At 72.6% G+C, this 22540-nt stretch carries 22 protein-coding genes; 10 read left to right on the top strand and 12 right to left on the bottom strand.

The features are described from left to right. The coding region (locus tag HALOF300_RS19020) for a glycosyltransferase family 2 protein (protein WP_197522677.1) at positions 1-445 on the bottom strand (445 nt) is incomplete at its 3' end. After that, positions 438-1574: a glycosyltransferase gene (locus HALOF300_RS19015; RefSeq protein WP_156742489.1), complete on the bottom strand. Its 1137-nt coding sequence runs from the start codon at positions 1572-1574 to the stop codon at positions 438-440. The genes HALOF300_RS19020 and HALOF300_RS19015, both read right to left, overlap by 8 nt. Before the next feature lie 109 nt (positions 1575-1683). Between HALOF300_RS19015 and wecB the strand changes: the two genes are divergently transcribed. Further along, entirely contained in the window at positions 1684-2754 is a 1071-nt protein-coding gene (wecB, locus tag HALOF300_RS19010; RefSeq protein WP_156742488.1) for a non-hydrolyzing UDP-N-acetylglucosamine 2-epimerase, read from the top strand. On the opposite strand, the gene HALOF300_RS19005 is transcribed toward wecB, so the two are convergent. The 7 genes from HALOF300_RS19005 to HALOF300_RS18975 form a co-directional block, all read right to left on the bottom strand. After that, positions 2729-3883 carry a glycosyltransferase family protein gene (locus HALOF300_RS19005; RefSeq protein WP_156742487.1) on the bottom strand — a complete coding sequence of 385 codons (1155 nt, stop codon included), beginning with the start codon at positions 3881-3883 and terminating at the stop codon, positions 2729-2731. The genes wecB and HALOF300_RS19005 overlap by 26 nt on opposite strands. Continuing rightward, complete coding sequence (locus HALOF300_RS19000; RefSeq protein WP_197522676.1) at positions 3880-5361, bottom strand: glycosyltransferase; 1482 nt, start codon at positions 5359-5361, stop codon at positions 3880-3882. Before HALOF300_RS19000 ends, HALOF300_RS19005 begins: the two co-directional genes overlap by 4 nt. Continuing rightward, on the bottom strand, positions 5358-7157 hold the full coding sequence (locus tag HALOF300_RS18995) for an ABC transporter ATP-binding protein (protein WP_156742485.1): 1800 nt from the start codon (positions 7155-7157) through the stop codon (positions 5358-5360). The genes HALOF300_RS19000 and HALOF300_RS18995 overlap by 4 nt, the downstream gene beginning before the upstream one ends. A 76-nt stretch (positions 7158-7233) precedes the next feature. Beyond that, positions 7234-8391, bottom strand: coding sequence for a glycosyltransferase (locus tag HALOF300_RS18990; protein ID WP_156742484.1), 1158 nt, complete (start codon positions 8389-8391; stop codon positions 7234-7236). 58 nt (positions 8392-8449) lie between these two features. After that, on the bottom strand, positions 8450-9439 hold the full coding sequence (locus HALOF300_RS18985; protein WP_156742483.1) for a Gfo/Idh/MocA family protein: 990 nt from the start codon (positions 9437-9439) through the stop codon (positions 8450-8452). Beyond that, entirely contained in the window at positions 9439-10539 is a 1101-nt protein-coding gene (locus HALOF300_RS18980) for a DegT/DnrJ/EryC1/StrS family aminotransferase (RefSeq protein ID WP_156742482.1), read from the bottom strand. Before HALOF300_RS18980 ends, HALOF300_RS18985 begins: the two co-directional genes overlap by 1 nt. Then, complete coding sequence (locus HALOF300_RS18975) at positions 10536-11153, bottom strand: acyltransferase (RefSeq protein WP_156742481.1); 618 nt, start codon at positions 11151-11153, stop codon at positions 10536-10538. The genes HALOF300_RS18980 and HALOF300_RS18975 overlap by 4 nt, the downstream gene beginning before the upstream one ends. Before the next feature lie 131 nt (positions 11154-11284). Here HALOF300_RS18975 and HALOF300_RS18970 point away from each other — a divergent pair, with 131 nt between their 5' ends. From HALOF300_RS18970 to HALOF300_RS18935, 8 genes are all read left to right on the top strand, one after another. Continuing rightward, on the top strand, positions 11285-11959 hold the full coding sequence (locus HALOF300_RS18970) for a glycosyltransferase family 2 protein (protein WP_156742480.1): 675 nt from the start codon (positions 11285-11287) through the stop codon (positions 11957-11959). Between the two features lie 28 nt (positions 11960-11987). Further along, positions 11988-12410 carry a DUF2304 domain-containing protein gene (locus tag HALOF300_RS18965; protein WP_231955600.1) on the top strand — a complete coding sequence of 141 codons (423 nt, stop codon included), beginning with the start codon at positions 11988-11990 and terminating at the stop codon, positions 12408-12410. Positions 12411-12414: 4 nt separating this feature from the next. Next, positions 12415-14388 (top strand): DUF6541 family protein, encoded by a 1974-nt coding sequence (locus HALOF300_RS18960; protein WP_156742479.1) that lies wholly within the window; start codon positions 12415-12417, stop codon positions 14386-14388. Positions 14389-14477: 89 nt separating this feature from the next. Further along, positions 14478-15650, top strand: coding sequence for an LCP family protein (locus HALOF300_RS18955; protein WP_156742478.1), 1173 nt, complete (start codon positions 14478-14480; stop codon positions 15648-15650). Between the two features lie 85 nt (positions 15651-15735). Next, positions 15736-17112, top strand: a complete 1377-nt coding sequence (locus tag HALOF300_RS18950) for an LCP family protein (RefSeq protein WP_197522675.1) — start codon at positions 15736-15738, stop codon at positions 17110-17112. After that, the gene (locus tag HALOF300_RS18945) at positions 17109-18581 is read left to right on the top strand and encodes an LCP family protein (protein ID WP_231955599.1); all 1473 of its coding nucleotides are present in this window, start codon (positions 17109-17111) and stop codon (positions 18579-18581) included. Before HALOF300_RS18950 ends, HALOF300_RS18945 begins: the two co-directional genes overlap by 4 nt. 46 nt (positions 18582-18627) lie before the next feature. Further along, a complete protein-coding gene (locus tag HALOF300_RS18940) occupies positions 18628-19047 on the top strand; it encodes a CoA-binding protein (RefSeq protein WP_156742476.1) in 420 nt (139 codons plus the stop codon). A 73-nt stretch (positions 19048-19120) separates the two neighbouring features. Beyond that, complete coding sequence (locus HALOF300_RS18935) at positions 19121-19567, top strand: hypothetical protein (RefSeq protein ID WP_156742475.1); 447 nt, start codon at positions 19121-19123, stop codon at positions 19565-19567. 5 nt (positions 19568-19572) lie between these two features. Here the strand turns inward: HALOF300_RS18935 and HALOF300_RS18930 are convergent, their stop codons facing one another. From HALOF300_RS18930 to HALOF300_RS18920, 3 genes are read right to left on the bottom strand one after another with little or no spacing between them, the layout of a single operon-like run. Next, positions 19573-20283 (bottom strand): DUF1361 domain-containing protein, encoded by a 711-nt coding sequence (locus tag HALOF300_RS18930; RefSeq protein ID WP_156742474.1) that lies wholly within the window; start codon positions 20281-20283, stop codon positions 19573-19575. Between the two features lie 33 nt (positions 20284-20316). Then, a complete protein-coding gene (gene purE / locus HALOF300_RS18925; RefSeq protein ID WP_156742473.1) occupies positions 20317-20841 on the bottom strand; it encodes a 5-(carboxyamino)imidazole ribonucleotide mutase in 525 nt (174 codons plus the stop codon). Further along, positions 20838-21971, bottom strand: a complete 1134-nt coding sequence (locus HALOF300_RS18920; RefSeq protein WP_156742472.1) for a 5-(carboxyamino)imidazole ribonucleotide synthase — start codon at positions 21969-21971, stop codon at positions 20838-20840. Before HALOF300_RS18920 ends, purE begins: the two co-directional genes overlap by 4 nt. 34 nt (positions 21972-22005) lie before the next feature. Here HALOF300_RS18920 and HALOF300_RS18915 point away from each other — a divergent pair. Continuing rightward, positions 22006-22540: GtrA family protein (locus HALOF300_RS18915; RefSeq protein ID WP_231955597.1), on the top strand; the 535-nt coding region annotated here is incomplete at its 3' end.

Raw genomic sequence — 22540 nt, 5'->3', positions numbered from 1 at the left:
GGGTGCGCACGAGCCTACGGTCGCTGCCCAGCTCGAGGCGCGCCATCACCGCGTCCGCGCCGGAGCGTTCCGCCCGCCAGAACCAGGACGAGAGGGCTCCGGGCATCAGCGTGTCGTCGGAGCCCATGATGCAGACGTAGGGAGCGGTCGCGGCATCCATGCCGGCGTTGAACGGTCCCGAGGCGCTCCGGAACTCGTCGCGGTGCTCGAGGAACCGGACCTGGTCGCGGTGTCTGGCGTCCAGCAGGGGGCGGATCTCCTCGGCGGAGATGTTGTGACAGACCACCGTCACCCGCGCACCCTCGGCATTGTGCTCGAGCACCGAACGCACGGCCCGGGCGATCGGGCGCTCGGTGTTGTGCACAGCGATGACCACGTCGACCCCGGGGCGCGCCTCCGGCTCGTCCTGCGCCTCTCCCGCGGTGTCGGGAGCGCCCTCAGCCACGGCCGAGGTCCCGGGCCCGGCGGTAGGCGGCGACGTAGGCCGCGCCGACCCGTTCAGGGGCGAACCGGTCTCCGACCGTCTCCGCGACGTCGGAGGCGTTGAGGTGCCGGGTGGCCCGCTCGGTCGCGATGACCGCGTCCGCGTAGGCCTCGGCGCTCTGATCGGCCACGACTGCGCCGACACGGTCCTGGATGTACTCGGCCTGTCCCCCGTTCGCGCCGACCACGACCGGGCGGCCGTGCACCAGTGCCTCCGCGGCCGAGACGCAGAAGTTCTCCGCCCGGGTCGGCAGGAAGAACAGATCCGCGGCGTCCAGGGCCGCCGAGACCCCGGCGGTGTCGGTGCCGCCGGCGAGCGTGAGCAGGTGGGCAACCTTCTTCTTCCGGGCGTGCCTGGCCACCGCCTCGCGGAGTTCGCCGTCGCCGACCCAGGTCAGGTGAGCCGGGTGCGACCGTCGCGCAAGCTCGGCCAGGACGTCGACGGCGAGGAGCGGGTCCTTGCGCTCGACGAGCCCGCCGACCGCGACCAGGCGCATCGGAGTTCGTGGCCGCATCGGACGGGCGGTGAGATGGGCACGTGGCGGCACGATGCACGGCACCACCTCTGTGGGTCGGTCCGCGCCCCGGGTCCTTCGGATCGGGGCGGCGAGGAACTCGCACACGGCCGTGACGACGTCGGGCAGGCCGAGTATCGGCCGCAGCGCCGGCAGCGCCGCACGGGCGGCGAGCGGCAGCGTCTGGGGCGACGTCAGTGCGGACCAGTGCTCGGTGTGCACCCAGGGCGCGTCCGGTCGGGTCCCCACCAGCGGTGGGAACGCCGCGAACGGCAGCAGGGTCGAGAACGCCATGGTGTGGACCACGTCCGCGCCCTCCAGCAGCACCGGCAGGGAGCGCGCCACGGTGGCGATGTCCAGCGGGGACGTGGTGCTCATCGGGACCCGGCGGATCCGGATGCCGTCCCGGACGAGGGTGCGGACGCCGTCGTCCTGGTGGCGCGGCACCAGGTGGACCACGTCCACCGCGTCGACCTCCGGCCGGGCGGCGATCGCACGCACGTCCTTCTGCACGAAGGTGCCGCTGCTCGGGGCGACCTCCGTGGGGTACCAGGTCGTGAGCACCACTGTCCGCATGAGGAGAAGTTATCCGATCCCCCACGGATCGCCCGGTCGGCGGCCCGCGCACGAGCGCGGCTCGAGCGTCCGGCCGCCGAGCACGGCAGGACACCTAGACTCAGGATTCATGAGGATCCTGAGCGTCGTGGGCGCCCGGCCGCAGTTCGTGAAGCTGGCGCCGATCGCCGCGGAGTGCGCCAGGCGTGGTGAGGATCACGTGATCGTGCACACCGGTCAGCACTACGACCCGATGCTCTCGGACGTGTTCTTCAGCGAGCTCGACATCCCCGCTCCGGATGTGCACCTCGGGATCGGCAGCGGCAGCCACGGCGCGCAGACCGGGGCGATGCTGGCCGGCCTGGAGACCGTGATCGGCGAGCACTCCCCCGACTGGGTGCTCGTCTACGGCGACACGAACTCCACCCTTGCGGGGGCCCTCGCCGCGGTGAAGCAGCACGTGCGGGTGGCCCACCTCGAGGCAGGACTCCGCTCGTTCAACAGGCTGATGCCCGAGGAGCACAACCGGGTCCTGACCGATCACGCCGCGGACCTCCTGCTCGCCCCGACCGAGGTCGCCGCCGACCACCTTGCGGCCGAAGGGCTGGCCGGGCGCACCGTGGTCGTGGGGGACGTGATGACCGATGTCCTGCTCACGATCGCCCAGGCGGTGCGGGGCGAGCGCCCGCGCCTGCTCGACGAGCTCGGTCTCGAGCCAGGTGGCTACTCCGTCGCCACGATCCATCGTGCCGAGAACACCGACGACCCGGTGCGGTTGGCGGCGATCGTCGAGGCACTGGCCGCCTTGGACCACCCGGTCGTCCTGCTCGCCCATCCACGGCTGCGGGCCCGGGCGGACGCCGCCGGGCTGGACCTCGACACGGACGGACTGCTGGTGCGTACACCGCTGTCCTACCGGGACCTGGTGACGGCGGTGCTGTCCGCACGCGGCGTCATCACCGATTCGGGTGGGCTGCAGAAGGAGGCGTTCGAGCTGCGGGTGCCGTGCACCACCGTGCGGACCGAGACCGAGTGGGTCGAGACGGTCGAGCTGGGCTGGAACGTCCTGGTCGGCCCGGACGGCATCGCCGCTGCCGCCAGCCGTCGCCGGCCCGCGCCCACCGATGTGCGGCCGTACGGGGACGGGCAGGCGGCGAAGCAGGTCCTGGACGAACTCAGCCGCGCTCGAGCAGAGTCCTGATCGGCTCGCTCCAGCCGGTCATCCCCGCGTCCGCGGAGAGGTCCCTGGCCACCGCGTGCGAGGCGCGCTTCCACCGCCGTACCCGGTCCGCGTCGAGCGCGTCCAGGGTCTCGGTCAGGGCCGCCGCGGTGAAGTCGGAGGTCACCTCGCCGAGTCCGTGCCGGCGGACCAGGGCGGCCATCTCCGGTGACGGCCCGATGATGACACCGAGCCGCCCCTGGATGAAGTCGAAGAGCTTGTTCGGCAGCGTCCAGAGGTAGTTGAACGTGATCGGCGGCAGGACGAACACGCCGACGTCGTAGTCGGTCAATGTGCGCACCAGGCGTTCGTACGGCACCGGGTCGTGGATGTGGACGCGTTCGGTCCGCGCCGCCTGCTCGCGCAGTTCGGCGAGGTAGGCGGGGTCGTTGGGCATCAGATACAGGTCGAGGGTGACCGGCGCCGACGTGTTCACGACGGCGTCGATCATGAGGCCGAGGTTCCGGTTCCGACGGGCGTTGCCCGAGTGCACGAGTCGGATCGGCTCGTGCACCTTCGTGGGCTCGGTGTCCAGGAACGGGGTCGCGTTCGGCACCACGCCCACCTCGAGGCCGAACTCGCGGCGGTACTCCTCGGCGAGTCCCGCACCCACCGTGGTCAGGCTTGCGCACCGCGGCAGGAAGGTCCGGCAGATCCAGCGGTAGTACGGGGCCACGAACGTGCGCCAGCGCCGCGACTCCTCGTTCTCGCGCGGCGCGTACTCGTGCAGGTCCGCGTGCACCCCGGCCCGTGGGCGTAGCCACAGGGCCAGTGGGACCGTGTCCGCGTCGTCGGCCAGGATCGCGTCGAAGGCGTGCACCGGCAGCACCGTGCGCAGGTGCGCGACGACGGCATTGCCCCAGTACACGCTGGAGTAGCGGCGCAGGATCAGTCCGAGGCGGTCCTTGTGCCAGGCGACCAGGTCCGCGGGGATCTCGTGGTGGGCGACCACACCCTCCGGTGCCGGGCCGTAGCCGACGGTGGTCACGTCGTAGTCGGGGGCGAACAACGCGACCTGCTTGCGCACCCGGGCATCCTGCGCGATCGGAGAGAACGCCAGGATGAGCAGGCTCGGCCGGCTCGGCGGGGTCTGCCCGCCGGCCCCGCTCATCGCACCCTCGACAGGATCTGCCGGTACAACTCGAGCAGCCGGCCGGCCTCGCGCTCCCAGGTCAGCTCGGCGGCGGCGGCCCGCGCGGCGGCCCGGTAGGACTCGGGGTCGGCGAGCACCTCGGTCATGGTCGCGGCGAGATCGCGGCCGTCCTCGGTCGCGAAGACCCGTCCGACGCCGTACCGCAGCACGATCTCGCGGGTGTCCGGCAGGTCCGCGGCCGCGATGGGAAGTCCCGCGTGGATCGACTCGAAGAGCTTGTTCGGCAGCGAGTAGTAGTAGCTGAGGCAGCTCGGGCGCACGTACACCACGGACAGATCCGCGTCGGCCAGCGTCGCCGCCACGTCCGCGGAATCGACCCTGCCGACGAAGTGGACCCGCTCGTTCAGGCCGGCGGCACCGACCCGTGCGCGCAGGGGTTCGACGTAGTTCGGCTCGCCGTAACCGAGCAGCACCAGGTGAACGTCGGAGGCCATGTGGGCCAGGGCACCGACGGTCTCCTCGATGCCGCGGTTCGTGGTCAGCCGGCCCCCGTAGGCGATCACCTTCGCCGCCGGGGTGAGGCCGGCGAGCTGCCGGAGCCGCCCGGTGCCGGTGCTGATCGGCGCGGTCGCGGCCGGTGGGATGTTCCGGACCAGGGTGGGTGGGGTGAGCAGGCCGTAGGTGCGCTGCAGCCATCTGGCGATGTTCGGCGAGACCGTGATCACCCCGGCGGCACGGCGGATACCGCACCGCTCGATCAGGTGCTCGACGTGGGGTGCGAGCGGGCGGGACCGCACGTTGCGATGGCGCCACAGCTCATGCGCGTCGTAGACGATCCGCGCACCGGTACGGGACCGAACGGCCAGCGCGGGTGCGAGGGTATTGCCGTCGTTGGCGTGGACCAGGTCCGGGCACCAGTGCGAGGCGGCCCGCACTGCGCCCGCCCAGTACACGGCCAGGCTGACCGTCCGGTACGTGCGCAGCCACAGGTCGAAGAGGCCGGAGACGGCGCGGGCCCGGACGCTCCCGCGCGACGTCGCAACCGCGGCCGGACCGCCCGGGAGGTCCGCCCCGGCCGACCCGCCCACCGCCGTCGGCGCCGCGGGTTCGGACCCGGCCCCCGCCGACGGCGCCGTCCCTGCGGACCCGGGGTCCGCCGTCGGGCGTACCGGCTCCGAGGCGGCACCCGCCGGTGACCCGACGGCCGCGACCCGGCGCCGCACCCACCGGTACGCCGACGCCAGCCATGGGGCGGACCTGGCCAGCTCGAACTCGGGCAGGCGCTGCAGCTCGACGCCGGAGTCGAGCCGCTGCGTCCCGACCGGGAAGCCGGACCGGGCGCGAGCGACGGCGAAGATCCGGACCCGCGCACCCGCGGCAGCCAGCGTGGCCGCGGTCTTGAGCACCCGGGTGTCCGCGTGCGCGTCGTTGTAGACGAGCACGGCGACGCGGGCCGGGCGCCCACCCACGCGCAGGTCGATGCTGGGCTCGCTCACTCCGGCAGCTCCCCGGTCAGGCCCGCGAGCGCCGCCTGCTCGGCGAAGTCGGGCTCGGCCGCCACCACCTGACCGAACGTGCCGTGCGCCACGAGGCGGCCGTCCCGCATGAAACACACCTGGTCACTGTGCCGGATGGTGGCGAGCCGGTGGGCCACCACGACCATGGTGACGTCCCCGCGGAGCTCGGCGATCGCGGACGTCACGGCGGCCTCGGTGGAGGTGTCCAGGGCGCTCGTGGCCTCGTCCATGATCAGCACCAGCGGGTCGTTGTAGAGCGCGCGGGCGATGCCGATGCGCTGACGTTGCCCACCGGACAGGTTCAGCCCGCGCTCGCCGATGCGGGCGTCGATGCCGCCGTCGCGGGCCTCGATCGTCTCGAGCATCTGCGCCCGCTCCAGGGCCCGGCGCACCCGCTCGCGGTCCACCTGCTCGGGCACCCAGGTCAGGGCAACGTTCTGCGCCACGGTGGAGTCGAACAGGGACACCTCCTGGGGCACGTACCCGACTCGCGAGCGCCACTCGTCCAGGACGTCCGGCATCGGCGCGTCCCCCACGAGCAACCGCCCGGCACTCGGCTCGAGCAGCCCGAGGATCAGGTCCACGAGGGTGGACTTCCCGGAGCCGGAGGCACCCACCAGCGCGAGCGAGGTGCCGAACGGCAACCGCAGGTCCACCTCGCGGACCGCCTCGGTGCCACCTGGGTAGGTGAAGGACACCCCCTCGAGCGTCAGCGCCCGGGCATCGGCCGGGATCGGGCCGGCGGCGGCGGCCGCGGGGCGGTCCCGGCGCCTGGCGGCACCCTTGCGGATCTCGTCGAGGACCTGCTGCGCGAACGGCATCGAGGCCCCGGTCTGGGCCATGATCGACTGGAACCGCGTCAGTGACGGCACGATCCGGAATCCGGCGACCCCGAACAGGGCCACGGCGCCGAGGGCCCCGTTGACGCCGCCCTGCAGGTAGCCGACGCCCGCCCCGATGGCGAGACCACCGATGAGCCCGGCCTCGAGCACGTACCGCGGGACCACCCCGAGGAAGGACATGTTCGCGCGGGCCTGGGAACTCTTCAGTCGCACCCCCCGCACGACCTCCGCGACCTCGGGCCCCTTGCCGCGCAGGGTGATCTCCTTGAGCGAGTGCACCATCTCGCTGACCAGGCGCACCGAGCGGGTCGAGTAGGAACGGTTCACCCGGCCGGCCTCGACCGCCTTGCGCAGCACCCACAGGTACAGGAACGCGCCGATGACCCCGAAGTAGGCGATCGCGACGGCGGCGATCAGCGGTTCGGCGATGATCAGCACGATCAGCACGGCGGCGAACGTGAAGATCTCCCCGGACAGCATCGCGGCCGGGATCAGCACCCCGGAGACCGTGGTGGCCACGCCCACGTCGGTCGAGCGCACCAGGTCGGTGGAGTTGCGCCCGAGCCGCTCGGTCCACGGTGACTCGAAGAACGCGTTCAGGAGCTGGCTGCCGAGGTCCTGCTCGAACCGGGCGAACCGCCGCGTCGCGAACCACTGCAGCGTGATCGCGAGCACGCTCTTGGTGATGATCAGCGCGCCGACCACGCTCAGCATGTTCCGGAAGTCCGCCGGCTCGCTGAGCGTCCCGAGGACCGGCAGCGTGAGGGGGGCCCCGGAGAGCATCGGGGCCATGGTGAGCGCGAGCAGCCCAAGTGCCAGGACGTCCAGGATCGACAGCGCGGCCGAGAGCACCGCGAAGGTGACCACGAACCGGCCACTTCCGGCGGGTAGCACGGCGAGCAGGGCGCGCACCATGCGCCACAACGCACTCATCGCGCGCGCTCCCTCCCGTGTGTGCCGTGCGCCGGCGGTCGACCGGGCCACCCGTGGCCGGGTGCGCTCAGCCTAGTCACGGGGCGGCCGCTGCCAGCACGACGGCGGCGCCGCGCCGGCCGGCCGCGTCGAGCGAGCGGTTCTCGAGCACCCACTCGTGCAGTCGGCGCTCCTGTGCGGCATCCCGGTCGGTGGTAAGGGCCGCCACCATGGCCTCGGCGACCGCATCCGGGGTGTACTCGGCGACCCGGCCCATCCGGTGGTCGGTGAGGATCGCGCCCGCCGGGCCGGGCCCGGTGTACACGACCGGGGTGCCGCACGCGATCGCCGCGAAGACCTTGGTGGGGATCGCGAAGTCGTAGCCCTGGCCGGGCCGCAGGCTCACGACGGCGGAGCGTGCCCCGCGTAGCCACGTCGCCGTCTCCGCCGGGCTCGCCGGGGGCACGAACAGCACCGGCGCGTCCTCGCCGGCACCGCCGCCGGGCAGTGCGGCCGCGAGCTCGCGCAGCCTCGGCCAGGCGCTGCCCTGGCCGAGGAACACCAGCCGGGCACCGGGGACCTGCTCGCGGACCCGGGTCATCGCGCGCACGAAGATGTCGGCGCCCTGCCACTCCGACGCGGTACCGGCGTACAGCAGGTACGGCGCGCCGTCGGGTTCGCTGTGCCGGGGACCGGCCGGGGTGAACGTGTCGGTGTCCACCCCGTTGCCCGTGGTCACCACGGTCCGGGCGCCGAGGGCACGGACCCGCTCGGTGACGCCGTCGGAGACCGAGAGCACGGCCGCGGCACCGGCGAGCGCGAACGACTCCAGCCGACGGACCACGGCCACCACGGGCCCGGGTGCGCCGGTGGAGGCTGCCGCGTCGGACCAGACGTCCGCGCCGTTGTAGACGTAGGGCAGTCGCCGCAGCGCGCACACCAGCCGCACGACGGCGCCGGTCGTGGGCGGCGGCTCGACCACGACGACGTCCGGCCGTCGGGTCAGGAGCAACCGCACCGCCAGCGGCACGTCGAAGCTCAGGTACTGGAGGTAGCCGCGCACGTAACCGTCGCCGTCGCGGAGCACGGGGCGGCGGGAGATCCGGATCGCGGGGTGCGTCGTCGGCGCTGCGCCGGTCGGTTCGGAGACTGTCAGGACGTCCACCCGGGCGCCGGCCGTGTGCAGGGCGTTCGCGAGTGCCGCGAGCCGGAACGATGCGGCTGCCGCCTCGGGGCTGAAGATCCGGGACACCATCGTGACCCGCCTCGGTCGCGGCGTGGGTGATCCCGGCGCGCGGTCGTCCTCCACCGGCTCAGCCGAGGGTCACGGTCCGGCCGGTGCGGGCCGATTCGAGGGCGGCCTCCGCGACCGCGACGGTCGCCAGGCCCTGCCTCATGGTGACGATGTCCGCCGGCTTGCCGAGGATCGCGTCGCGGAACGCCTCGTGCTCGGTCCGCAGGGGCTCCGGCTTGTCGATCGCGTACCTGATCACGTCGCCCTCGGACACCCCGCGGAACTGAGCCACGTCGGCCCACCGCGTCGGGATGTTCCCGTTCGCGTGGAAGGTGAGGTCGGCCAGCAGCGTGTCCGCCACGAACGTCCCCTTGTCCCCGGTGACCACGGTCAGCCGCTCCTTCATCGGCGAGAGCCAGTTCACCAGATGGTTCGTCACGGTTCCGTCGGCCAGCAGCCCGGTGATCGCGACCAGGTCCTCGTGCTCGCGGCCGCTCTTGAACGCCGTCCGCGCCGCCACCGACGTGTACGCCTGCTGCGCCACCCAGGCCGTCAGGTCGATGTCGTGGGTGCCGAGGTCCTTGACCACCCCGACGTCGGCGATCCGGGCCGGGAACGGCCCCTGCCGTCGGGTCGCGATCTGATAGACGTCGCCCAGCTCGCCGGCCTCGAGGCGCGCGCGCAGCGACTGCAGCGCCGGGTTGTACCGCTCGATGTGCCCGACCGCACCCACCAGGCCCGCATCCTCGAACGCGTCCGCCAGCGCCCGAGCACCCTCGGTGTCCTTGGCGAGCGGCTTCTCGATCAGCGCGTGCACCCCGGCCCCTGCCAGCGCCAGGCCGGCCTCGGTGTGGAACTGCGTGGGCACCGCAACCATCGCGTAGTCGATGCCGGCGTCGATCAGCGCGTGGATGTCCGGCAGGACCGGCAGTGCGCCGGCGACCCCGTGCGGGTCGCCGCCCGGATCGGCGACGGCCACCAGGTCGACGCCGTCGAGGGAACGCAGGACCCGTGCGTGGTGCCGACCCATCATGCCGAGGCCGATCAGGCCCGCGCGCAGCTTCGCCATCACGCGCCCGCCTTCGCGACGGTGTTCACGGCGGTGACGATCCGGTCCAGGTCCTGCCGCGAGAGCGAGGGGTGCACCGGGAGCGAGATGACCTCGCGCGCCGCCTTCTCCGTCTCCGGCAGGTCGAGACCGGGGGCGTAGCCCTTGAGGGACTCGAGGCGGTGGTTCGGGATCGGGTAGTAGACGCCGCAGCCAACGGCGTGCTCCTCGCGCAGCGCGGTGGCGAACGCGTCCCGGTCACCGGGCACGCGGATCGTGTACTGGTGGTAGACGTGGGTGGCCCCCTCGGCCACGGCCGGGGTCAGCACGCCCTCGAGGTTCTCGTCCAGGAACGCGGCATTGGCCTGGCGGGTCCTCGTCCAGCCGCCGACCTTCGTCAGCTGCACCCGGCCGATGGCGGCGTGGATGTCCGTCATCCGGGCGTTGAACCCGATGACCTCGTTCGCGTACTGCTTCTCCATGCCCTGGTTGCGCAGCAGCCGGACGTTGCGGGCGATCTCGTCCGTGGCGCACGAGACCATGCCGCCCTCGCCGGAGGTCATGTTCTTCGTCGGGTACAGGGAGAACATCCCGAAGTCGCCGAACGAGCCGACCGGGGCACCGTTCAGGGTGGCGCCATGGGCCTGTGCGGCGTCCTCGAAGAGGCGCAGACCATAGGAGTCGGCGATGGCGCGCAGCTCGGTCATCGCGGCCGGGTGGCCGTAGAGGTGGACCGGCATGATGCCCTTGGTCCGGTCCGTGATCGCGGCCCGGACGCCGGCCGGGTCGAGGTTGAAGTACGTGCCCTCGATGTCCGCGAACACGGGGGTGGCACCGGTGAGCGCCACCGAGTTCCCGGTGGCGGCGAACGTGAACGACGGCACGATGACCTCGTCGCCCGGCCCGACCCCGGCGGCCAGCAGACCCAGGTGCAGGCCGGACGTGCCGGAGTTGACGGCCACGCAGGTGCGACCGGTCACGAGCTCGGCCGCGAACTCCGACTCGAAGGCGGCCACCTCCGGGCCCTGCGCGATCATCCCGCTGCGCAGGACGCGGTCCACCGCGGCCCGTTCCTCGTCGCCGATGATCGGTCGTGCGGCAGGGATCAGGTCTTCGGTCACGGGGTCTCCTCAGCATCGTGGTCACGTTCGAGGGCCAGCCCACCGTCGGTCTCGACATAGGTCTCACCCGAACTCGGGCAGCGCCAGTGGCCGCCACCCCGGTCCTCCAGCGGCACCCCGGCACGGCCGACCCACCTCAGCCACCGGGCCGGCACGCCGGCCACCAGGGCGAAGTCCGGCACGTCCCTGGTCACGACGGCGCCGGCGGCCACCGTGGCCCACCGGCCAACGGTCACCGGGGCGATGCACACCGCGCGGGCGCCCACCGAGCTCCCCTGCCGCAGTGTGACTCCGACGGCCTCCCAGTCCGCACCGGTCTTCAGGGACCCGTCGGGGTTCACCGCGCGCGGGAACTCGTCATTGGTCAGCACCGCAGCCGGGCCGACGAAGACGCCGTCCTCGAGCACGGCCGGCTCGTAGACGAGCGCGTAGTTCTGGAGCTTGCAGTTGTTGCCGAGGCTCACCCCCGGGCCGACGTACGCACCGCGCCCGACGACGCAGCCGGTGCCCAGCACGGCGCCCTCGCGAACCTGCGCGAGGTGCCACACGGACGTGCCCTCCCCCAGGCGCGCACGCGGGTCGACGTCGGCGGTGTCGCTGATGCGCACTCCCATGACCGGCTCCTCGCGCTCTCGTCGTCGCCGCGGCCCTGCGCCGCTGGAGGCAGGTTATCGCCCCGTCACCACGGTTGGATCATCCTCACGCCGTGGCACGCCACCCCAGCCGGCACTGCCACAATGTGCCCATGACCACGAACGACGACGCCTGGCTCGTGGTGCCGTTGTACAACGAGGCAACCGTCATCGGCGACGTGGTCAGGGCCGCCCTGCCCACGTTCGCCAACATCGTCTGCGTGGACGACGGCTCCACGGACTCCTCGGCGGCCGCGGCCCGCGCGGCCGGCGCACTCGTGGTCCATCACGCCACGAACCTCGGCCAGGGCGCCGCCCTGCAGACCGGCATCGCCTACGTGGTCACCCAGACCGACGCCTCCTACCTGGTCACCTTCGACGCTGACGGCCAGCACCAGGTCTCCGACGCCGAGGCGATGGTGGCCCTGGCACGCGAGGAGGACCTCGCGATCGTGTTCGGCTCCCGGTTCCTCGACGACCGCACGAAGGCCGGGTTCCTGAAGAAGGTCATCCTGAAGACGGCCGTGTGGGTGACGAACCAGAGCACCGGGCTACGCCTGACCGACGCCCACAACGGCCTGCGGGTGATCCGCCGGGACGCGGCCGCCCGGGTGAACCTCGTCCAGAACCGGATGGCGCACGCCAGCGAGATCGTGCTGCAACTGGGTCGGACGAGGCTGCCGTGGCGCGAGTACCCCGTGCACGTGCTGTACACGGAATACTCCAAGGGCAAGGGTCAGTCGGTGTTGAACTCGGTCAACATCCTCGTCGACCTGGTTTTCAAGTGAGCTGTCGTCAAGCGAGGAGGTGGGCGCCATGGAGAAGATCTGGATCCAGCTGATCCTGCTCATCGGTATCGCCGCGGTCGCGGTGACCCTCACCCGATCCACGGCGGACGCCCGGCATCAGGCAGTCCGGCGGGTGCTGCTCGTCGGCTTCGTGCTGGCCACTGCCGCGGCGATCATCTACCCGTCGTTCCTGAGCCAGCTGGCCCGGCTGGTCGGGGTCGGCCGCGGCACCGACCTCGTGCTCTACGCCCTCGTCATCGCGTTCCTGTCCTATGTCGCCACGATGTACCGACGGATGAAGCTGATGGACCGGCAGATCACCGCGCTGACCCGCGAGATCGCCCTCGCCGAGGTCCGCCTGGAACAGGCCGGCTACCCGACCAACCGGCCGCCTGCCAAGGACGCAGGGTCGACGCTCGCCGAGACCGACCCCTCCGAGCGGCGGCCCTGAGCGCGTGCCCACCACCAACGCACTCCTCGCGCTGGCAGTGTTCGGATTCGGGATCCTGCTGCTGTACGCGCCCGGCATCCTGACCCTGCGCCTGGTCGGGCTGCGTAGCCTGGCCCTGGCCGCCCTCGCGCCCCCGGTCACGATCGCGGCCCTGTCCCTGACCGCGATCCTGACGCGGTTCGCCGGCAAGGAGTGGGGCTTGGTCCCGGCCGCGATCGGCCTCGCCGCCACCTTCGGCGCAGCCCTGGTGCTGCGTGCGCTCGGCATCGTGCTCACCCCCGAGCCGGTGCCCGGCGCTCGACGGTTCCAGACCATCCTGGTCGTCTGCCTCGCGGCCGGACTGGTCCTCGCGGTGGTGCCGGTGGCCGTCGGCGCAGGTGGCGTGGACTCGCTGCTGCAGCGCTGGGACGCCGTCTACCACCTGAGCGCGCTGCGGCTCATCGACGAGTCCGGGTCGGCATCGTCGCTGACCGTCGGCGCCCTCTCCTACGGGACCGGCCAGGCGCACCTCTACCCCGCCGGGTGGCACGCCTTCGCGTCCCTGCTGCCACTGTCCAGCCCGACGGCGGTGCTGAACCTGGCGGGGACGCTCACCGCGGCGCCGGCGTGGGTGTTGGGCTGCGCGGCGCTGGCGCGCCGGGTGTGGCCGCAACTGCCGCCCGCGCCGGCGTTGGCGGGGCTCGCCGCCGGGCTGATCACCGCCACCCCGATGAGCCTGTGGGTCGGGTGGGGGCACCTGCCGAACGCGGCCGCGCTGGCGATGACCCCGGGGGTGCTCGCGTTCGGGATCGGGGTACTGGAACGCGCCGGTGCCTCGGCAACGGCGCGGCTCGGCGCCGGCGACGGCCCGCCTGTTCCGCCCGGTGCCGCCAGCGGCTGGCAGCAGCACGCGGCGGGCGTGGTGGTCCTCGCGGCCTGCGCCGTCGGCCTGGGGCTGACCCACCCGAATGCCTTCCTCGCACTCGCCGTCCTGGCGCTGCCGGTGGCCGTGGTCGTCGTGGCCCGGATCTCCCGGTTGGCCTGGGCGGCCGGCCGGCGCCCGTTCGCGGTCGGGCTGCCCGTGACGGTGGCGGTGCTCGTCGTGGGTGGCGCGGTCGCATTCGTCAACTCGCCGCTGGCCGGTGCGGTGACCGGCTACGTGGGTGACGAGCCCGACGGCGCGGGCGCCGCCGTCGGTGCCGTCCTGGTGGGCTGGTACGAGCTGTGGCCGCACGTGGTGACCGCCGCGGTGGTCGTCGCGGCGCCCTACGGAGCGGTGCTCGCGTGGCGTCGCGGCGCCCCGTGGGCGGCGGGCTCGCTCGCGGTCGTGTGGCTGCTGTACATCGACGCGGCCATGGGCGGACCGACCGGGATCTCCTCACTCTGGTACACCAGCCCGGCGCGCCTGAGCGTGGTCACGGCGATGGTGACCGTGGTGCTGGCCGTCGGCGCCCTCGTGCATGCCGGCGCGGCGGCTGCCCGCCGATGGCCGGCCGGACGCAGCCGGGCCATCGCGGCCGCTGTCCTGGTCGTGCTGCTCGCCGTGGCCATGGTCGTCTCGTCGGTCTACAAGGCCGAGCGCACCGCGAAGCTCTACGACCCGGACGCCACCGGCGCGCCCCGGTTCGTGACCGCCGCCGAGCTCCAGATGCTCGCCGACCTGGAGCTGGAGCCGGGTGCCGCGGTGCTCGGCAGCCCGTTCTCCGGTGCACCGCTGCTGTACGGGCTGCGCGGGGTGCCGGTGGTGTTCCCGATCGCCGGGCAGGTGTGGTCCCCGGCCCAGCAGACGCTCATGGACGGTCTCGACGACCTCTCCGACCCGGATGTCTGTGCGGCGATGCAGGAGCTCGGCGTGCGGTACCTGTACCAGGACTCCCGCCCCTACCAGGCGTCGGGCGACTACCGGGCGCTGGACGACCTCGAGGTGCCCGGCGCGGAGGTGGTCGCGCAGGCGGACACCGCCCGGGTCCTGCGACTGCCGGACTGCAACGACATGTGACCCAGGTCTCCGGCCTGCACAAAACCTCCCCCGGAACGGCGCGGCCGGTCCGCCGGTCCGGCGCCGGGAATCCGTACGATCGTTGATCGATGCCAACCACCGAGAACTCCCCGCGCCCTGCTCACGGCCGACGCCGCGCGCCGCGCCACAGCCGCCGCCTGCAGCGGACCCACGTCCTTCGTGGTGTGCTGCTCGCGCTCGTCGGCGTGGTCGCGTTCACCGGGACCGGAGCGGCCCTGGCCTACAACTCGCTGCAGGGCAACATCGACCAGCACGACCTCGACGCGATCCTCGGCGAGGACCGCGAGAGCCCGACGGCGGCGGAGCCGGGTGACCCGGCCGAGGGCCAGGCGTACAACCTGCTAGTGCTCGGCTCGGACACCCGCACGGGCGACAACGCCGACTACGGCGAGGCGGAGGGGCAGCGCTCCGACACCACGCTCGTGGTGCACATCTCCGCGGACCGGTCCCGGGTGGACGTGGTCTCCATCCCGCGTGACCTGATCGTGGATGTCCCGAGCTGCCCGCTCCCGGATGGCTCCGAGTCCGCTGCCGCCGACGACGCCCGCTTCAACTCCGCGTTCGCCTACGGCGGTCAGACCGGCGACACCGCGTACGCTGCCGCGTGCGCGATCCTGACCGTGGAGGAGATGACCGGCCTGTTCATCGACGACTTCGTCGTGGTGGACATGGAGGGCTTCAAGGACATGGTGGACGCCATCGGTGGCGTGGACATGTGCTTCGAGGAGGACATCGTCTCCCCGGAAGCCGGCCTCGACCTGACCGCCGGGTGCCACACCCTCGACGGCGAGACCGCACTCGCCGTGGCGCGGGCTCGCAAGGGGGTCGACGACGGCAGCGACATCAGCCGGATCGGCCGCCAGCAGGAACTCCTGACAGCCATGGTTGAGCAGGTGATGGCGAAGAACCTGCTCACCGACTCCAGCGGCCTGTTCCAGTTCCTGCAGGCCGCCACCGCGTCGCTGAGCACCAGTGACGGCATCGGCAACATCACCTCGATGGCCGGCCTTGCGTACTCGCTGAACGGCGTCGGCATCGACAACTTCACGTTCGCCACCGTGCCGTTCGACTGGTCCGGGAACGTGGTGCTGCAGAACGCCGACTCCGAGGCACTCTGGGCGTCGGTGGCGGCAGACCAGCCGCTGGTGCTGCCGCCTGACCCCGAGGCGACCGATGGCACCGGGACCGACGGCACCGGGAACGGGGTCGGGGGCGACGAGCCCGACCCCGGACAGGGCTGACGGGCACACCCGTCCCGGATCACCGGCTCGGGACCCGCGAGTTCCGGCACGCCCACCGCGCCCTCCCGATGAGACGATGGAAGCGATGAATCGGCAGACCAGCAGGCCTCGCGCCCGGCACGCCGCGCCACCGGATCGGCGCCGCACCGACCTCGGCCCTGCCCGGAGCCCGGCCGGCGCCCGGACCGCCGCCCGTGCCAGCGGGACCGAGCACCACGACCTCGCCGGGGTGCGCCACGCCCGCAGCCGCAGGCGGCCGCGCCGTCACGTCGCCCCGCTGGCCGGCCTCGCGGTGGCCCTGTTCGCCATCAGCGGCGCCGGCCTGGTCTACGACGACCTGAACCGCAACATCGGCGGGACGGACATCGAGCCGTTCCTGGGCACCGACCGACCGGAGCCGGCACCGCCGCCGGTCGACGGCTCCGCCGGCACCGCCGTCAACCTGCTCCTGATCGGCTCGGACGACCGGTCCGGGGAGAACACGGCGATCGGTGGCCCGAACGTCGAGTCCGGGATCCGCTCGGACACCGTGATCGTCGCGCACATCTCGGCGGACCGGTCCCGGGTGGAGCTCATCTCGATCCCCCGCGACTCCTGGGTCGACATCCCCGCCTGTGCGCTGCCCGACGGGTCGATGTCCGCACCCACCACCGGGAAGTTCAACAAGGCCTTCCACCAGGGCGGGCAGACCGGCGACGTCGGCTACGCCGCCGCCTGCACGATCCGCACCATCGAGTCCCTCACCGACGTCCGCATCGACGGCTTCATCGCTGTGGACTTCGGCGGGTTCGTGGACATGGTCGACGCCATCGGCGGCGTTCCGATGTGCATCCCCGAGGACATGGACGATCCGTACGCCCAGCTCGAGCTGAGCGCCGGCGAGCAGGTGCTCGACGGGACGCAGGCGCTCGGGTACGCCCGCGCCCGCAAGACGATCGGTGACGGCAGCGACATCGGGCGGATCGCCCGGCAACAGGCCCTGCTGGGTGCCACGGTCCGCCAGGTCCTGAACCAGAACGTGCTGACCGACGCACCGCGGTTGTACGGGTTCCTCGATGCGGCGACGGCGTCCCTGACCACGAGTTCGAACTACGCCTCCATCTCCGCCATGTCCGGACTCGCGTACTCACTGCGCGACCTGGGCAGCGAGGACATCGCATTCGTGACCGTGCCGGTCGTGGACCGCGGCGACGGGGCGAACGTGCTCTGGACCGACGCGGCCGACGAGATGTGGGCAGCGATCGCCGCCGACCAGCCGCTGACGGTCGCGGGGGCCGGCGGCGGCACGGACGACACCGCCGACGACGGTGGCGGCCCCGAGCCGGCCGACCCACCCGCCAACGGCGCGGCCACGGATCCGACCGAACCGGCGACCGACGCCGCGTCCTCCCCGGCCGCGGCCGACCCCGGCCCTACCCTCGATGGAACCACCGCCGACGACGGGAGTGCCCAGTGCGGGTGAGCCGAGACGAGCCGTTCGACAACGAACGCGAGCCCGAGCCGGCCTCCGTCGACCCGTTCGCGGACGCGCCGAGGCGCACCGCCCCGGGCCGCAAGCCGGTCCGCGGGTCCAGCCGGGCCCGCACCGGGGGTTCGGCGCAGGCCGTGCCGGCGACCGGCGGACCGGAACGCACGGGCGGACGGTCCACGGCGACGTCGGGCCCGTCCTCCCGCGCCCCCGAGCGCACCGTCCGCCGCACGCCGTCGGGCGCCGCGAGGCCGGCGGCCGGCCGACCGGCCGCCAAGGCCCCCGCAGCGGAGGCCGGCGCGCCGCCGAGTTTCGCGCCCGGCTCCGGCGAGCGCACCGACCGGACGCGCGGTACCGGACCTCGCCCGGCGGCGAACGCCACGCGCGTGATGCCGGCGCAGGACGAGCAGGGCATGCCTCCGGCGCGGCGCCCGCAGCGCCCGGTCGGCGACCAGCCCCGCCGCCCGCCCGCCAGCACCCGCCCTCCGGACGGACCGACGGCTCCGCCCGCGCCGAAGGCACGCAAGCCGAGACGGCGTGGCCGCCGCGTCGTGGCACTGCTCGCGGTCCTGCTCATCCTCGTGCTGGCCTGGCCCGTCGGCCTGCTGGTGTGGGCGAACGGGAAGATCCAGCACACCGACGCCCTCGGTTCCAGCACCCTGAGCACCGCCGGCACCACCTACCTCCTGGCTGGCTCGGACTCCCGCGCCGACGGACAGGTCGCGGACGCGACCGAAGGTCAGCGCGCCGACACGATGATCCTGATCACGGTGCCGCCGAGCGGCGCGACCTCGATGATCTCGCTCCCGCGGGACACCTACGTCGAGATCCCCGGCTACGGCGCGAACAAGCTCAATGCGGCATTCTCATTCGGCGGGCCGGAACTGCTGGTCGCCACCGTGGAGGGCCTTACCGGCATCGAGGTCGACCACTACGTGGAGATCGGCATGGGTGGTGTCGCGAACATCGTGGACGCCGTCGGCGGCGTCGAGCTGTGCCTCGACTACGACGTGAGCGACGCGGACAGCGGCCTTGAGTGGACCGCCGGCTGCCACGTCGTCGACGGTGCGACCGCCCTCGCGTTCGCACGGATGCGCAAGGCGGACCCACTCGGTGACATCGGCCGGACCCAGCGCCAACAGCAGGTGATCCAGGCCGTGACCTCCGCCGTCGCACAGCCCTCGCTGGTGTTCCAGCCCGGCGAACAGGTGCGCCTGGCCGAGGAGGGCCTCGCCGCCCTGGTCGTGGACGAGGACACCGGCATCATCGACATGGCCAGGATGGCGCTCGCGTTCCGGGCGGCGACCGGCCCCGACGGCGTCCGAGGCGCGCCGCCGATCTCCGACCTCGCCTATCGTCCGGGCGGGATCGGCGAGGCCGTCCTGCTCCACCCCGACCGGGTCGACGCGTTCTTCACCGCGGTCGCCGACGGCACGGTCACCACGGCGGATCTGAACCAGTAGCGAGCCGGACCGGCGCGCCGGCACGCAGTGTGGTTCGCTGGTCGCCATGACGCACGTGAACGATCCCGCCGTCGTGCGACGGTTGCTGACCGCTCCCGGCCGCTGGGCGGTCGTCGGTCTGTCCTCGAACACCACGCGCGCCGCCTACGGCGTCGCCCGCTATCTGCAGCGGAACCTCGGGCAGCAGATCGTGCCCGTGCACCCGAAGGCGGAGACCGTTCATGGCGAGCGCGGCTACGCGACACTCGCGGACGTACCGGGCGACCTCGACGTCGTCGACGTGTTCGTGAACGCCACGCTCGCCGGTGACGTGGTGGATCAGGCCATCGCACGCGGGGCCAAGGCGGTCTGGCTGCAGCTGGACGTCATCGACGAGGCCGCGGCGCAGCGCGCCGCCGAGGCGGGGCTGGACGTCGTGATGGACACCTGCCCGGCGATCGAGGGACCGCTGCTCGGGTTGGGCTGACGGCCTGACCCGAGATCCTCCGCGGCAGGCCGGGGCACGTATCCCACAGCGGGTACCTCGCTATCGTGGAGCCATGGCCCACACCACAACCCGGTCCCGGATCGCTGCCCTGCTGCTCGCCCTGCTCGCGGCGGTCGGAACCGGCGTGCTCAGCGGCTGCGACGCGATCTCGGGTGCCGCCGGGGACGCCGTCGAACGCGCCATCGAGGAGGCCGTGGACGGCCTCGACCTCAGTGACGGGCTGCCCGAGGGCTTCCCCGCAGAGGTCGCCGTGGTGGAGGGCCCGACCCGCGGCGCGGCCCGCGCCGACGCCGACGGCGTGACCACCTGGGTGGCCCTGGTGACGGCGGCCGACTCCGGCACGATCGCGCGCAGCACGCTGGAGGACGCCGGTTTCGAGGTCGACAACGTGGTCACCCACGACGCCGGGCTCATCGCCCAGCTCAGCTCGGACGCCTACGACGTGAAACTGATCGCCTCCGACACCCGGGTCGTCTACGTGGTGACGCCGGCCGCCTGACCACGTCAGCCTCGTGCGAGCTCGAGCAGCACCAGGCCCTCGATCACGGGCCCAGCGACCGCGAGGTACATCAGCCCCAGGAACAGTGTGTACAGCACGACGAACGCCGCACTGCTGCGCAGCCGGCCGGGCTCGCGCAGGTGCGCGACCACCTTGCGCACCAGTGACGGCGGGTGCCGCACGTCCCAGCTGTTCAGCCGAACGTACCGGCCGAGGTACATCCCGAACGAGACCGCGAGCAGGATCGCCACCACGATCAGCCTGGGCAGGCCGGCCTGCAGTGGCGCCGCCACGTCCCCGTAGACGAGCAGCACGAACAGCAGCTGGGCCAGGAACACGTTGAGCACCGTGTTCAGCACCCCGGACATGGCGAGCGTGATCACCTGCACCACGTCGAACCACATCGGCACGCTCTCCTGCTCGCGCCGGTGGGACATGTTCAGCTCGGTGATGAGGTACCCGGCGTTCGGCAGCAGGAGCAGCCAGACCACTCCGAGGATCACGCCGACGGCCAGCGCGAGCCAGACCTGTGCCAGGGCCAGGATCGGCACCACGAACACGAGCACGCCCATCAGCAGCACCGGTGCGACCGAGAGCATCACGTTCCACAGCATCGGCGTGTAGAGCCGCGTCCGGAACATCGGGCCGCGCAGGAGGATCAGGGCGAGCGCGAACACGTTCATGCCCGCGACACCGACGAGCAGGCTGGTCAGCACGGGCGCCCTGTTTCCTGTGACCGGGCTGCCGGCTCAGGCGCCGAAGCCGGTGCGCTGCGTGCGCGAGGCGCGCAGTCGCGCACCCTTGTCGAGTGCGGCCTGACGCAACCCCTCCTGGAAGGTGACCATCTTCTCGCGCAGCGCCGCGGCGTCGTCGTCGGCGCCTGCGGCGAGGATCCGCACGGCGAGCAGCCCGGCGTTGCGGGCCCCACCGACGGACACGGTCGCCACCGGCACCCCGGCCGGCATCTGCACGATGGACAGCAGCGAGTCCATCCCGTCCAGGTGCTTGAGCGGCACCGGCACGCCGATCACGGGCAGCGGTGTGACGGAGGCGAGCATGCCCGGCAGGTGGGCCGCTCCCCCGGCGCCGGCGATGATCACGCCGACCCCGCGTCCGGCGGCCTCCTGGCCGAACGCGATCATGTCCTGCGGCATCCGGTGCGCGGAGATCACGTCCACCTCGGGTTCGAGGCCGAACTCCGCGAGCGCGTCGGCGGCGTCCTTCATCACGGGCCAGTCCGAATCGGAGCCCATCACCACGGCGACGGTGTTCATGCGGGGGTCCCTCCCAGGATCGTGGTTGCGGCACGGGCCCGACGGCGGACCTCGGCCAGGTCCGTGCCGGTCACCGTCACGTGGCCCAGTTTGCGGCCCGGGCGGACCGACTTGCCGTAGAGGTGCACCTTGGCGTCCGGGAAAGCCGCCATCAGGTCCGGGTAGGCCGAGGCCGGGTCCGCGAGTTCGGAGCCGAGCAGGTTCACCATGACCGACCACGGCGCGGTGGCACTGGTGTCCCCGAGGGGCAGGTCGAGCACAGCCCGCAGGTGCTGCTCGAACTGGCTGGTCACGGAGCCGTCGAGGCTGAAGTGGCCGCTGTTGTGCGGGCGCATCGCGAGCTCGTTGACGAGCAGCACGCCGTCGGCGGCCTCGAACATCTCGACGGCGAGCACCCCGGTCACGTCCAGGCCGTCGGCGATCGTGCGGGCGATGTCCAGCGCGTCCTCGGCCACGTGCACGGGCAGGTCCGGCGCCGGGGCGATCACCTCGGCGCACACCCCGTTCGCCTGGATGGTCTCGACCACCGGCCAGGTGGCCACCTGCCCGCTCGGACGGCGCGCGACGAGCGCGGCCAGCTCCCGGCGGAACGCGACCCGTTCCTCGACGAGGATCTGTCCGTGGTCGGTCTCGAACCAGTGCGCTGCCTCGGCGGCGTCGTGCACCACCAGCACGCCCTTGCCGTCGTAACCACCGACCGGGACCTTCGCGATCACGGGCCAGCCGACGCGGTCTCCGAACGAGGTCAGCTCCTCCGGCGTGGCCACCGCCGCCCACCGTGGGCACGGCACCCCGAGTTCGGTGAGCCTGGTACGCATCACGATCTTGTCCTGGGCGTGCCGGAGCGCACCCGGGCCGGGCTGGACGTTCACGCCGTCGGCGATCAGGCGGGTGAGCAGGTCTTGCGGTACGTGCTCGTGCTCGAACGTCAGCACGTCGGCGCCCGCGGCGACCGCGGCGACCGCCTCGAGGTCCCCCGCCGCGCCCACCGGAGCGTCCGGGATGACCTGCGCCGCCGCGCCGTCGGCCGCCTCGACGAGCGCGCGCAGATGGATCTGCAGTGCCCCGGCCGGCTCGGCCATCATGCGTGCCAACTGCCCGCCCCCGACGACGGCTACCACTGGTCCCATGGGGGTCCAGCGTAATGGCGGGTATCCTTCACTGGTGACCCCGCCCCCATCCGTGGCTCCGAACGAGACGCCCCGAGCCGTACCGATGTGGCGCGACCGGGCTCGTCTGTGGGCCGCTCTCACGGAGCTGATGCGGTTCGGGACCGTCGGGCTGGTCGCCTTCGTGGTCGACACCGGGCTGTTCAACCTGCTCCGGTTCGGCCCCGGCGAGCTGCTCGGGCACAAGCCCCTGACGGCGAAGGTCATCTCGGTCACGGTGGCGGTGCTGGTCGCGTGGCTGGGCAACCGCTACTGGACGTTCGCCGCCAAGCGCAGCCGCGAGAGTGCCGCGGCACGCAGCCGCGAGCTCATGCAGTTCGCCCTTGTGAACGTGGCCGGCATGGCCATCGGCGTCGGCTGCCTGGCCGTCTCGCACTACCTGCTCGGCTTCACCTCCCCGCTCGCGGACAACATCTCCGCCAACGGGATCGGCCTCGTGCTGGGCACGATCTTCCGGTACCTCGCCTACCGGTACTGGGTGTTCACGAACGTGACGGACGACACCGACTCGGCCGCCCCCACCCCCGCAG

It is taken from the genome of Occultella aeris (genome assembly GCF_902703175.1).
GTDB classification, from domain to species: domain Bacteria; phylum Actinomycetota; class Actinomycetes; order Actinomycetales; family Beutenbergiaceae; genus Occultella; species Occultella aeris.
The sequence above is the reverse complement of the archived record's forward strand: the minus strand, read 5'-3'. Positions and strand labels throughout refer to the sequence as shown.

What these genes read in the sequence shown, in the direction of transcription:
- HALOF300_RS19015 (WP_156742489.1), bottom strand. Translation starts at nt 1,574, where the DNA reads ATGCGGACAGTGGTGCTCACGACCTGGTACCCCACGGAGGTCGCCCCG.
- wecB (WP_156742488.1), top strand. Translation starts at nt 1,684, where the DNA reads ATGAGGATCCTGAGCGTCGTGGGCGCCCGGCCGCAGTTCGTGAAGCTG.
- HALOF300_RS19005 (WP_156742487.1), bottom strand. Translation starts at nt 3,883, where the DNA reads ATGAGCGGGGCCGGCGGGCAGACCCCGCCGAGCCGGCCGAGCCTGCTC.
- HALOF300_RS18995 (WP_156742485.1), bottom strand. Translation starts at nt 7,157, where the DNA reads ATGAGTGCGTTGTGGCGCATGGTGCGCGCCCTGCTCGCCGTGCTACCC.
- HALOF300_RS18990 (WP_156742484.1), bottom strand. Translation starts at nt 8,391, where the DNA reads ATGGTGTCCCGGATCTTCAGCCCCGAGGCGGCAGCCGCATCGTTCCGG.
- HALOF300_RS18985 (WP_156742483.1), bottom strand. Translation starts at nt 9,439, where the DNA reads ATGGCGAAGCTGCGCGCGGGCCTGATCGGCCTCGGCATGATGGGTCGG.
- HALOF300_RS18975 (WP_156742481.1), bottom strand. Translation starts at nt 11,153, where the DNA reads ATGGGAGTGCGCATCAGCGACACCGCCGACGTCGACCCGCGTGCGCGC.
- HALOF300_RS18970 (WP_156742480.1), top strand. Translation starts at nt 11,285, where the DNA reads ATGACCACGAACGACGACGCCTGGCTCGTGGTGCCGTTGTACAACGAG.
- HALOF300_RS18965 (WP_231955600.1), top strand. Translation starts at nt 11,988, where the DNA reads ATGGAGAAGATCTGGATCCAGCTGATCCTGCTCATCGGTATCGCCGCG.
- HALOF300_RS18955 (WP_156742478.1), top strand. Translation starts at nt 14,478, where the DNA reads ATGCCAACCACCGAGAACTCCCCGCGCCCTGCTCACGGCCGACGCCGC.
- HALOF300_RS18950 (WP_197522675.1), top strand. Translation starts at nt 15,736, where the DNA reads ATGAATCGGCAGACCAGCAGGCCTCGCGCCCGGCACGCCGCGCCACCG.
- HALOF300_RS18940 (WP_156742476.1), top strand. Translation starts at nt 18,628, where the DNA reads ATGACGCACGTGAACGATCCCGCCGTCGTGCGACGGTTGCTGACCGCT.
- HALOF300_RS18935 (WP_156742475.1), top strand. Translation starts at nt 19,121, where the DNA reads ATGGCCCACACCACAACCCGGTCCCGGATCGCTGCCCTGCTGCTCGCC.
- purE (WP_156742473.1), bottom strand. Translation starts at nt 20,841, where the DNA reads ATGAACACCGTCGCCGTGGTGATGGGCTCCGATTCGGACTGGCCCGTG.
- HALOF300_RS18920 (WP_156742472.1), bottom strand. Translation starts at nt 21,971, where the DNA reads ATGGGACCAGTGGTAGCCGTCGTCGGGGGCGGGCAGTTGGCACGCATG.